Origin of the sequence: Roseibium sp. (assembly GCF_050301095.1) — a bacterium.
Taxonomy (GTDB): domain Bacteria; phylum Pseudomonadota; class Alphaproteobacteria; order Rhizobiales; family Stappiaceae; genus Roseibium.
The window spans coordinates 1-11,637 of the sequence record NZ_JBNKYW010000171.1; the positions used below are offsets into that span (position 1 = coordinate 1).

The following is an 11,637-nucleotide window of genomic DNA, read 5'->3' on the forward strand; positions in this document are numbered from 1 at the left end:
GACAGGCTTGCCGTCGCGGATCGGCCGGTAGTTCTCTCGCGTGGGCTCGGCAAGCAAGGCTTCCAGATCCCGGTCCGAAGCGGCAAGGCGCGCGAACCAAAGCCAGTCCTCACCGACTTCCCGGAAAAGTTTGCGATAGTCTTCCGCCTTCGGTTCGCTCCACCGCTCCAGGCGCACATCCTGCCGGGGCGGTGCAAGCGGCTGTTCCGGCCGCTCCCGCATCTCGAGAAAGGTCACCACAAAAGCAACCTTGCCATCCGGGATATCAGTGTAACCGTTCAGTTCGAGCTCAGGGCCTGACATATTGTCTCCAAATCTCTCAGTCCCGCCCCGCTTATCAGCTCGCGCGTTTCGCACCAAGTGGTCAAATCGCGTAATGCGATCTGTTAACAGCCCGTTAACCATGTCTTGAGACATTGGGGGGGTATCCAGGAAAGATGCGTTCATGCCCAAGGTCGGAAATTACATTCAGCGCGACTATCACAAGCGCTTCGGTTCCAACCGCAAGTCGACCTGGTCCGACTACAACAAGGCGTGGAGCAAGCGCCGTCAGAGTTCGGCCCAGAAAACGCAGCAGCTCAGTAACCTCGCCAATACCTTCGGCACCATCAATGTGCAGGCGTCCCAGGCCAACACCCTTTACATCATGCAGAACCAGAGCCGCCTGAACGGCTATTCAAGCCCGACGGCCGTGATGTCCCGGGTGAATGTTCTGGTGTAATGACCGGCCCTTTCCGAGCTTCCTAAATCGACCCGATGGTCTTCAGCTTGATGCGCGGGTGAACCTCGCCCTGGCTCATGACCGTGGTGTGCGCGCGGAAGCGTTCGACGATGGAGCGCACGAACGGCCGTGTTTGCGGCGAAGTCAACAGCACCGGCACCTCGCCCTGATGGGCGGCTTCCTCAAAGGCATTCCGAACGGCGCCGACGAATTCCTGCAGCTTGCTCGGCTGCATGGCGAGCTGGCGGTCGTCGCCCTCGCCGATGATGGATTCCAGGAATGCCTGTTCCCACCTGGGCGACAGGGCAATCAGGGGCAGGTATCCGCCGGGCGAAAGGTTTGCCGCGCAGATCTGGCGGCCGAGCCGGGTGCGGACGTGCTCGGCGATGGTGTCGGTGTTCCGGGTCATGCCGGTTGCTTCCGAGACCCCCTCCAGAATGGTGCCGAGGTCGCGCACGGAGATGCGTTCGTTGAGGAGCGCCTGCAGGACACGCTGGACACCGGAAACGGTGATCTGCGACGGGATCAGGTCCTCCACCAGCTTGGCCTGTTCGCCCTGCAGTTCCTTCAGGAGTTTCTGCACGTCGCCGTAGGTCAGCAGTTCGCTGATGTTGGCCTTGATGGTCTCGGTCAGATGGGTGGAAAGCACGGTGGCCGGATCGACCACGGTGTACCCGCGCAGGGAGGCATCCTCGCGATACTGGGACTCGACCCAGGTTGCCGGCAGGCCGAAGGTCGGCTCGGTGGTGTGCGTACCGGGAAGCTTCACCTGACCACCGGCCGGATCCATGACCATGTAATGGTTCGGATAGAGAATGCCGCGTCCGGCCTCCACTTCCTTGACCTTGATGACATAGTCGTTGGCACCGAGCTGAATGTTGTCGAGAATGCGAACCGGCGGCATGATGACCCCCATGTCGCCGGCGACCTGGCGGCGCAACGCCTTGATCTGCTCGGTCAGGACGTCATTGTCTCCGTTTGACTTGCCATTGATCATCGGCAGCAGCGCATAGCCGAGCTCGATCCTGAGTTCGTCCATCTTGAGCGCGTCGGTGATCGGCGGCTCGGGCGGCGGCTTCGGGGCTGCCTCGATCGCCTTTTTGTGTGCGACCTTGGCGGCTTCCTGTTTCTTCTTCGCCCCGGTCTGATAGGCCAGATAACCCGCGAGGCCCGCAAGGCTGAAGAACGGGATCATCGGCATGCCGGGCAGAAGCGCCAGGATTACCATTACGGCAGCCGACATGCCGAGCGCCTTGGGATAGCCCGTGAACTGGCTGGACAGAGCCTTGTCGGCGGCGCCATGCACCCCGGCCTTGGAGACCAGAAGACCGGCGGCGGTCGACACGATCAGGGCCGGGATCTGCGACACCAGACCGTCGCCGATGGTCAGGAGCGTATAGTTGTTGGCCGCCTCGGAGAAGGTCAGGTCCATCTGGGCGACGCCGATGAAGATCCCGCCCAGAATATTGATGAAGGTGATCAGAAGGCCGGCAATGGCATCGCCGCGCACGAATTTCGAGGCACCGTCCATCGCGCCGAAGAAGGAGCTTTCATCCTCCAGCGCCTTGCGGCGGCTCTTGGCTTCGGATTCGTCGATCAGACCGGCGGAAAGGTCGGCGTCGATCGCCATCTGCTTGCCGGGCATGGCATCGAGGGTGAAGCGCGCGGCCACTTCCGCGATGCGGCCCGAACCCTTGGTGATGACGACGAAGTTCACGATCACCAGGATGGCGAAGACGATGATCCCGATAACGAAATTCCCGCCCATGACGAGATTGCCGAAGGACTGGATGACGTTGCCGGCGGCAGCGGTTCCCTCGTGTCCATTGGCCAGGATCAGCCGCGTGGACGAAATATTGAGGCCGAGCCGCAACATGGTGGCGATCAGCAGCACCGTCGGGAAAGACGAGAATTCCAGGGGTTTTTGAATGAACAGACCCGTCATGAGGATCATGACGGAGAAGATGATGGAAACCGCCAGGAAGGTGTCCAGCATCACCGGCGGCATCGGCAGGATCAGAAGCGTCAGGATCACCAGGATGCCGGTGGCTAGACCGACGTCGCCCTTGCGAAGCGTGTCGATCAGCTCCTGAACGCTCGGAAAAGCGGAAACAGCGCCGCCGGTATCAGCCGCTGCCGCCTGTTTTTCCGGGCCAGGTCCGCCCTGCCCGCCTTGTCCGCCTGCCGCCGTATCCGACATTCTGCTATCCGGCTCCTATCGGGCGTTTTACCGCCCCCTGCACTTGTCCTGGTTCCGGCCGCGCCCGGAGATCAAACACGGGCTTCCCCCGGCCCCGGGACCTGAACCCCTTCATCCGTATATTGATTCAGCTTGTTGCGCAGGGTCCTGATCGAGATTCCCAGAATTTTCGCCGCGTGGGTGCGGTTGCCGAGGCAGTGATCGAGCGTGTCCAGGATCAGATCGCGCTCCACGTCGGCAACGGTGCGCCCGACAAAGGACCGGGTGATGGCCTCGGCCGTCTGTGCGGCCCGTTCGGCCAGGCCCTTCGATACCGTCAGGGGGGACCCGTCCGGCATGCGGATGGCTTCGACACCGATTTCCTCGCCCGAGGCCAGCAGGATGGCACGGTGCATGGTGTTTTCCAGCTCGCGCACGTTCCCGGGCCACGGATTGCTCATCAGCGCCTGGCGGGCTTCCGCCGAGAGCAGGCGCACCGGAACGCCGTTGGCTTCCGAATAATGCTTGATGAAGAACTGCGCGAGTTCCATGATGTCCGCCGGTCGCTCGCGCAGGGCCGGAAGCTTCAGGTTCACCACATTGAGGCGGAACAGCAGATCCTCGCGGAACTGGCCCTGGCGCACGCTTTCGGCCAGATCCCGGTTCGAGGTCGCCAGAATGCGGATGTTGACCGGCACCGGGCGCGTTCCCCCGACGCGGTCGATCACCCGCTCCTGGATCGCGCGCAGGAGCTTTGCCTGGAGGCGCACGTCCATTTCGGAAATTTCATCGAGCAGCAGCGTGCCGCCGTCGGCTTCCTCGAACTTGCCTATCCGGCGGGCGACGGCGCCGGTGAAAGCGCCCTTCTCGTGACCGAAAAGCTCCGATTCCAGAAGATGCTCGGGGATAGCGGCGCAGTTGATCGAGATGAAGGGTTTCGAGGCCCGGTTGGAGCATTTGTGCACGTGGCGGGCGATCACTTCCTTACCCGTGCCGCTCTCGCCCGTAATCAGGACGGAGGCTTCGGACGGAGCCACCTGCTCGGCCAGCTTGACCACAGAAGCCATGGCCTGGTCGCGGTAGATCAGATCGCCACGTTCCTGGGCAACCGCCTGCAGGACCGCCGCAATCATCTCGGGATCGGGCGGCAGCGGAATGTATTCCTTGGCCCCGGCCCGGATGGCGGAGACCGCCGCCTGGGCATCGGTTTCCACACCGCAGGCAACCACCGGCACATGAACGCGTTCGTTCTGCAGCTTTGCGATCAGCCCGGCAATGTCGAGATGAACCTCGACCATGAGGAGGTCCGCACCGCGGCCGGAGCGAAGAACCTTCAGCGCACCTTCGACATCATCGGCATGGGTCACCTGCGCGCCGCCCTGCATGGCGATCTTCGAGGCGGTCGTCAGCTGGCCGCCGAGGGTTCCGACAATTAACAGGCGCATTCGCTTTTTTCCTACCGGTCCGTCTTGATGATTTCCGTCATGGTCACACCGAGCTTGTCTTCCACCAGGACGACTTCACCACGGGCGACCAGCCTGTCATTCACATAGATATCAATGGCTTCACCGACCTTTCGGTCGAGTTCCAGGACCGTCCCGGAGCCCAGTTTCAACAAGTCGGACACATGCATTTTCGAATGGCCGAGCACGGCTGAAATCCGAACCGGCACGTCGAAAACCGCCTCCAGATCGGCTGCGGACTGGGGGACCTGCGTACCGCCCTCATCATCCATGCCGCTGCGTTGCGGTGCTTCCAGCTCATCGAGCGGAATATTGGTGTCTTGTTCGTCGCTCATACGTCAGTATCCTTTTCCGCCGACGTGCCGGACGTCATTCCCTGTTTGGCGGTGGTGCGCGCCCGCAAGAACGCGCGAATGCTCTGGTCGATCTCGGCTTCAAGACGCTTGCGGTCCCGCCTGATGCCGCCATCCGCCCATTCGATGTGGCAATCGCCGCGGCTGATTTCCGGTTCACCGAGGATTACGAGCCGGCCTTCGAAGCCCTTTTCATGAATGATCGGGTCCACCTGGGCCTTCAACGCCTCGACATCCTTTTCAGCGATGCGGATCACGAGGTGCGGTGCCTTGCGCAAGGGTCCGAGACATTCTGACACCAGGGCCACGGTTTCCGCCAGAGGCTGGCGGGCAATCAGATGGGCACAAAGGCGTCTGGCCACAAGAAATGCAAGACTGATGGCATCCTTCTCCCGGTTTGCCTGTTGCTCGTCCAGGGTCTGCAGCACTTCGCCGACGGCCTGCACCAGATGGCAGACCTCCTGCGTCAGCAGGGTTTCCTGCTTGGTCTGCAGGTCCTGGAGTGCTTTGACCCGGCCCTCCTCGAAAGCCTGCTCCCGCGCCTGATCCAAAAGCTTCTGATGCTCGGCAACCGTGATCATCGGGATCACGGGTTCCGGCGGCGCAACCACTTCCGGCTCCTCCGGAGCGGCGAAGTCGACGTTGAACAGAAATTTCGACGGGTTGGTCATGCTGCCCATTCTAGTGTAAATCGCCGCGCCCTGACGCATCAGTAAATAATCTCATCGTCGCCCTTGGACTTGGAAATCATGATCTCGCCCTTCGCGGCCAGGTCCTTCGCCTTGTTCACCATGCCCGTTTGAGCCTCATCGACGTCACGCAGCCGCACGGGGCCAAGCGCATCCATGTCGTCCTGAAGCAGTTTCGCTGCCCGTGAGGACATGTTGCCGAAGAAAAATTCGCGCGCCGAGTCGGTCGACCCCTTCAGGGCAATCGCAAGCCGGTCCTTCTCCACATTCCGGAGCAGGGTCTGCGCGCTCGCCGCATCCAGTTTCAACAGGTCGTCGAAGGTGAACATCAAGGTCTTGATGCGGTCCGCCGCCTCGCGGTTGTCTTCCTCGAGCGCCGCAAGGAACCGGGCTTCGGTCTGGCGGTCGAAATTGTTGAAGATGTCCGCCATCATCTCGTGGCTGTCCCGGCGCGAGGTGTTGGTCAGGTTCGACATGAACTCCACGCGCAACGTCTGCTCGACCTTTTCCAGAACTTCCTTCTGGACGGCATCCATGCGCAGCATGCGGCTGACCACTTCCAGGGCGAGTTCTTCGGGCAGGATGCCGAGCACCCGAGCCGCGTGATCGGAATTGATCTTCGACAGCACGACGGCGACGGTCTGCGGATATTCGTTCTTCAGGTAGTTGGCGAGAACGTTCTCCTGCACGTTGGAGAGCTTCTCCCACATGTTGCGGCCGGCCGGACCCCGGATTTCCTCCATGATGATGGAGACTTTCTCGCCCGGCAGGAAGCTGGCCAGCAAACGCTCGGTGGCGTCCACGTTGCCGGTAAGCGCGCCGTTGGAGCTGACACGCCGGACGAAGTCCTTGAAGAGGTTCTCCAGCATGTTGGGCGTAACCGGACCAAGGTTGGCCATCGCCGCAGACACCTGCCGGACCTCGATCTCGTCGAGCTTGTCCCAGATCGGCGCGCCATGGGTTTCACCGAGCGCAAGCAGGAGGACGGCCGCGCGCTCGGCTCCCTTGAGTTCACGATCGACCTCGTCGACGCTGACCTGGAGCTGTTTCTGGAGCTGATCACTCGCCATCAGGCCGCCTGCTCATCCAGCCAGCCGCGGACAATGGTGACCGCCTCTGTCGGATGATCCTTGATCATTTCACCCACCTTGCTGATCGAGCTTGCCTGCATGGCGCCTTCCTGCTTGGCCTGCTCAAGCCATTCGATCACGAATTCCTCTTCCGGTTCGATCTCCTGCGGAACTTCCGTCTCGACCACCAGCGTTCCGTCCGGACCGATCATCAGTTCCTGCGGCTGCTTTTCTTCCGGCGTCACGATCCGGCGCAGCAGCGGACGAACGACGAAGAGCAGCAGCATCACGGCGATCACGAAGAGAACACCGAGTTCGGCAAAACGGAGGATGTCGTCCCGCGTGAAGTCGAACAGGTTGTCGCCTTCGGCCACCATGTCATCCTGCGGCGGCAGTGCGAATTGCAGGTTGACGACCTCCACCACGTCGCCGCGCTTGGCATCGAAACCGACGGCAGAGCGGACGAGCACGGCGATCTGCTCCAGGGTCTCTTCCGACCTCGGGGTATAGGCGACCTCGCCGTCGGCATTCGGCTCATAGGTACCATCGACGAGCACGGCGACGGACAGACGGTTGATGGAACCGGCTTCCACGACTTCCGTCCGGGTCGAACGCGAAATCTCGTAGTTGACGATTTCCTCGGTCACGCTGCTGGTGTCGCGGTCGCTGCCCTGCTCGCCGTCCGCGCCCGGCAACTGGTTGCCGACCGTGACCTGACCGTTGCGGCTGATGGCGGACGAGGCTTCTTCCTTGGTCTGGGTCGAGCGGACGACCTGACTGTCGGGATCGAAGGACTCCGTTGTCTCCGTCAGGCGGTTGTAGTCGACCTCGGCGTTGACGCGTACCCGCGCCCGGCCCGGCCCGACGACGGAATTCAGGATTTCCTCGATCTGGTTGCGCAGCCGGCCCTCGACGGCGACCGTGCGTTCCTGGAGCGTTGCGGACACCATGCCGTCATCATCATGACCGGCACCGGAGGCCAGCAGCCGGCCGCTTTCGTCGACGATCGACACGCGGTCGGGCTCCAGACCCTCCACAGCGGTTGCGACGAGATGCTGCACGGCGCGGATTTCGCCGGCTCCGAGCGCACCCCGGACATTGAGGACGATGGAAGCGGAGGGCGGACGGCGATCGCGCTGGAAAAGCTGGCGCTCCGGAATGACAAGATGCACCCGCGCTGAGCGAATCCGGTCCAGCGACCCGATGGTCCGGGACAGTTCGCCCTCCATGGCCCTCAGGTGATTGATGTTCTGAACGAAGCTGGTGGCACCGAGCGTATCGCTCCGGTCGAAGATCTCGTAACCGATGGATCCGCCTGTCGGAAGCCCTTCAGCGGCGAGCTGCATGCGCAGACGGGCGACCTGCTCCTGCGGCACAAGGATGGTTGCGCCCTCGCGCTTCAGCTGGAACTGGACGCCCTCGCTCTCGAGCTGGGTAATGATGGCAGCGGAATCCTCAAGAGTCAGCTCGTTGTAGAGCGTCGTCATCTGGGGCGCCGTAACGCGCAGGATAATGAACGCAAACACCCCGATCAGGATCGCGGCAACAGCGCCCATGGCGGCAATCCGTGCCGCTCCCAGTGTTTTTATGAATTCTATCAGTCCGTTCACGAGTGCCCGCCCGCATCTGAAACATGCCTAAGCCGTTATTATTGAGTTCGGCTCGACACGCCACACCTTCGATGGGCAAAATTTGCCGCCCTGAAGGTTAACAAGTGGTTAACGAAACCTTTCCGATCCGGGGCAAGTGGCTGATTTCTGCGGATTTTCCGATTGCAAACTGCAAGAGAGGTGGGGAAAAACTGCCTACCTGATTAATTTTTGGATAAGTTTGACGTTCCCGGTCAATGACGCCGGCCTCGAACAGAATTCGATTGACGGCCCTTTCCGGCATCACGGCGGGACGTGTCGCGCTGACCGACCTGACTGGCCTGTGAGCCAGGACGAAAGCCCCCACGGCCCGAAAGGTTCTCCGGGGCCGAACATCCCCGGCGGCGGCGTGGCAACGCCCCGTGTAACCGTCCGAACCGGGCGAGCGAATATGCCCGCCGGTTGTGTCCTGACTCGTGAGTGCTGCCGCCAAGACAAAAAGGCCGGCGGTGCCGACCTTTTCTGGTGCGCCTCGCGGCGCGTCGCAAATCAGTTTTTCCGGATCAGTTCCGGTACTGCTGAACCCGGGTTGCCCGCAAACCGGCTAACCCGTGTTTTTCAATCGAACTCTGCCACGAGAGGAACTCCTCGACGGTCAGGGTGTATCTCTGACAGGCCTCTTCAAGGGATAATAGGCCTCCACGGACAGCTGCAACCACTTCCGCCTTACGGCGGATGACCCACCGTTTCGTCGAAGTTGGCGGCAAGTCTGCTATGGTAAGCGGACTACCGTCGGGCCCGATGACATATTTAACACGCGAACGAATATGTTCGGTCATTGTACTCTCACACTAACCATGACCAAGGTTCTACGGAGACTACAAGAGGACGCTTAACAAACGACTAAAGCAAAATTGTCTTTTTATTAACTATAAAATCCAAATTTAATGAATGATATTTAGGATTTTACAAAAAGTATAACTGAGAAGATTAATCGATATACGCAAATTTATTAACCACGATTACCCCAACTGCATTTTGCAATGCAATTCGGGCCTTAAACACCCGGGAAGAAAAGCCTGCCACCCGAAAATCCGACAAGTTTTTTGCTGTCAATCACCTGACGAACGATGAATTGGCTCGTTGCCAGGCTTTCACAACGCAGGAGGCGGTACTTTCCCAAGCGATCCGAGGGACATCAGAGGTGGGGATGAGCAACCACGTCAAAACCTTTGCAGCATGATACAGCAGGCTTTTCCTTGCTGTTCTGCGCCCGGCTGGGGCCTGGTCATCTCTCTTTGGTCTGAAAGCACTAATTTACGGGCTCGTGCCCTGGCACCGGATCCCGTGTCTTTCAGGATCCAATACGAAAAACCGGCGGAAACTTTTCCGCCGGTCCGCAAGAAACCACCCGACCCGGGTTCTGAAGCATGTCTTGCCAAATTTGGCTCAACTCGGCTTTGAGACCGAAATCACCGAGCTCACGGGAACATTCTGACCGGCCACGCTCAATACGGCCTCGCCGCTCGACCAGTCGACGCTGTCGACAATGCCTGTGGTGGCCGTGATGACCTTTTCCACCCGGCTGGCCGCATCCTTCATGTTGAAGGCAATGGTATAGACCCCGTCCGCGGCCTGGGCGCCGTCGTCCGTCTGCCCGGACCACTCGATCGTTCCTGACCCGGCCTTCAACTCGGCCTCACCCGTATAGATGCGATCGCCGCTGGCATTGTAGACATCATAGGTGCCGGTGGCGTCTTCCTTCACTTCATACTTCCAGCTCGCCTGCCCGCCCGACAACAGCGTGGAAGACGCGTCCACCGTGACCTCGTTGCCGATGTAGCTGACATAGGCCAGGCTCTGGCTGCTCTTCAGCGAAGCGATAATGCTTTCCAGGTTCTTGTTCTGCTGGATCGACTGTTCAACGTTGGAATATTGAACCAGCTGGTTGGTATATTCGGCGGAATCCATCGGATCGAGCGGATCCTGGTTCTGGATCTGCGTCGTCAGGATGCTCAGGAACAATTCGTAGTTCGCCATCAGCCCGGACTGGCTGGCAGCGCTTTTGCTCTGTGCCGCAGAAGACGTTAGTGAGGAAACCTCTGTCATTTTTCACTCCAAAGACGGTGCGCCGCCCCGATCAAATCTTCATGTCCAGACCGCCACGCTGCTCGGCAATCCTCATCCGGACGATCTCTTCCACCACCGGATCCGCTTCCGCGGAAACAGCATCGGTTTCGCCCTGTCCGGCGCCGGCTCCCTGATCGGAACCATCACCACCGGACGCGAATTCGCTGCCACCGCCTTCCTGTTTCAGGGAGAATTGCAGATTGTCGCTGTCCGGATTGAGACCCGCGGCCTCAAGCGCCCTTTCCAGGCCGCGCTGGTCGCGCATGAACATGTCCAGCGTTTCCGGCCGGTCCACGACCAGATGCGCCTGAACGGTGCCGTCCTTGTGCACCTTCATGTTCACTTCCACCCGGCCCAGCTCCGGCGGATCGAACCGCATCTGGAACCGGGTCTGGCCGTTCTTCAGGTTGCGGGCGATTTCCGCGGCCACCTGGGTGGCTGCGTGGGACGACTGGCTCTGGTTCGGCGCCTGCAGGCTTTCCGTGCGCATGGCCGTGCCGAGCTCGCCACCGCGTACGGTGGTTGCCCCGATTTCACCGCTCAAGGCCAGATCCGACAGCGTCAATGGCTGGTTCCCTTCCCCGGAAACCGGACCGGAGGCTGCCATCGCGGAAAGTGCCGGCGGCAGTTCCGAGGCAATCCTGTCGGCAAGGCGGGGTGCCGGACGCGCCTGGGGATCACTGCCATCCGGCCTGTTGAGGGCCACTCCGGCTTCTCTCGTCACGCCCTCTTTCGAGCCGGCCTCTTTCGATCCGGCCTCCTCCATCAGGGGGGCGTCCGAGGCGGCGTCATCGCCGGTCGCCGCAAGGTCCGACGGCACGGCGGGTGAGCCACCGCCCGGGGCAGGTGCCTTGATGTCAGCCGTTCCGGCCGGGGCGGACGCTGACGGGCGCTGGATGCCACCAGCCACGGCCTCATCCCAGCCCGGATCGGTCATGGAAGCCGGGGCCAGCCCTGCAAGCGTCGGCTTGCCGCCCGCGCCCCTTTCCTTCATGAGCGCCGCTCTTGCGGTCTCCGATGCATTGGCCGTAGCCAGCAACGCCCTTTCAAGACCCGTTACCTTGCCCTCGTCATCCGCCGGGGCAGGTGTTCCCGACTGCACGTTCCCGGCCGGATCGGCGGCTTCCTCCGAAGGCAGATCGCCATTCTCGCCGTTCAGGGAGGCGCCAGCCGCCACAACGGCGGCCTGAAAAGCGGCCTCCTCGGTGCTCAGCGACGCACCAAGCGCCAGCTCGGGGGCCCGTAATTCCTGCGGCAATTCACTCTGCCAACGGCGCTCTGTCGCCGGCATCACCGGGGCGAACGGTTCGTCCGCAACAGCTCCCGAGACCGTAGCCTGTCCCGCAAGGGGGGCCAGAGGCAGCGGGTCTTCGGCGGACACCACGGCAGGACCGGCTGCGGCAAGCTCTCCGGCCTCTGAGACGGAAACAACCGGCTCGGTCA

General features: G+C 61.3%; 10 protein-coding genes and 1 pseudogene. 1 reads left to right on the forward strand and 10 read right to left on the reverse strand.

Annotated features, from left to right (window positions below):
• A pseudogene (locus ACQY7U_RS15975) lies at positions 1-303 on the reverse strand (GNAT family N-acetyltransferase); the annotation flags it as partial.
• 142 nt (positions 304-445) lie between these two features.
• On the opposite strand from ACQY7U_RS15975, the gene ACQY7U_RS15980 reads away from it, so the two are divergent.
• Entirely contained in the window at positions 446-721 is a 276-nt protein-coding gene (locus ACQY7U_RS15980) for a flagellar biosynthesis protein (protein WP_428646257.1), read from the forward strand.
• Between the two features lie 22 nt (positions 722-743).
• Here ACQY7U_RS15980 and flhA read toward each other — a convergent pair whose 3' ends face one another.
• The 9 genes from flhA to ACQY7U_RS16025 form a co-directional block, all read right to left on the reverse strand.
• Positions 744-2,921: a flagellar biosynthesis protein FlhA gene (flhA, locus tag ACQY7U_RS15985; RefSeq protein ID WP_428646259.1), complete on the reverse strand. Its 2,178-nt coding sequence runs from the start codon at positions 2,919-2,921 to the stop codon at positions 744-746.
• 71 nt (positions 2,922-2,992) lie between these two features.
• Complete coding sequence (locus tag ACQY7U_RS15990) at positions 2,993-4,345, reverse strand: sigma-54-dependent transcriptional regulator (RefSeq protein ID WP_428646261.1); 1,353 nt, start codon at positions 4,343-4,345, stop codon at positions 2,993-2,995.
• An 11-nt stretch (positions 4,346-4,356) separates the two neighbouring features.
• Positions 4,357-4,698 (reverse strand): flagellar motor switch protein FliN, encoded by a 342-nt coding sequence (gene fliN / locus ACQY7U_RS15995; protein ID WP_428646264.1) that lies wholly within the window; start codon positions 4,696-4,698, stop codon positions 4,357-4,359.
• Entirely contained in the window at positions 4,695-5,387 is a 693-nt protein-coding gene (locus ACQY7U_RS16000) for a FliH/SctL family protein (RefSeq protein WP_428646266.1), read from the reverse strand. The genes fliN and ACQY7U_RS16000 overlap by 4 nt, the downstream gene beginning before the upstream one ends.
• Positions 5,388-5,425: 38 nt before the next feature.
• Positions 5,426-6,475 (reverse strand): flagellar motor switch protein FliG, encoded by a 1,050-nt coding sequence (fliG, locus tag ACQY7U_RS16005; RefSeq protein ID WP_428646269.1) that lies wholly within the window; start codon positions 6,473-6,475, stop codon positions 5,426-5,428.
• Positions 6,475-8,085 carry a flagellar basal-body MS-ring/collar protein FliF gene (fliF, locus tag ACQY7U_RS16010; protein WP_428646271.1) on the reverse strand — a complete coding sequence of 537 codons (1,611 nt, stop codon included), beginning with the start codon at positions 8,083-8,085 and terminating at the stop codon, positions 6,475-6,477. Before fliF ends, fliG begins: the two co-directional genes overlap by 1 nt.
• A 542-nt stretch (positions 8,086-8,627) precedes the next feature.
• A complete protein-coding gene (locus ACQY7U_RS16015) occupies positions 8,628-8,903 on the reverse strand; it encodes a DUF1153 domain-containing protein (protein ID WP_022998157.1) in 276 nt (91 codons plus the stop codon).
• A 610-nt stretch (positions 8,904-9,513) separates the two neighbouring features.
• On the reverse strand, positions 9,514-10,173 hold the full coding sequence (locus ACQY7U_RS16020) for a flagellar hook assembly protein FlgD (RefSeq protein ID WP_428646274.1): 660 nt from the start codon (positions 10,171-10,173) through the stop codon (positions 9,514-9,516).
• A gap of 31 nt (positions 10,174-10,204) precedes the next feature.
• The coding region (locus ACQY7U_RS16025; protein ID WP_428646277.1) for a flagellar hook-length control protein FliK at positions 10,205-11,637 on the reverse strand (1,433 nt) is incomplete at its 5' end.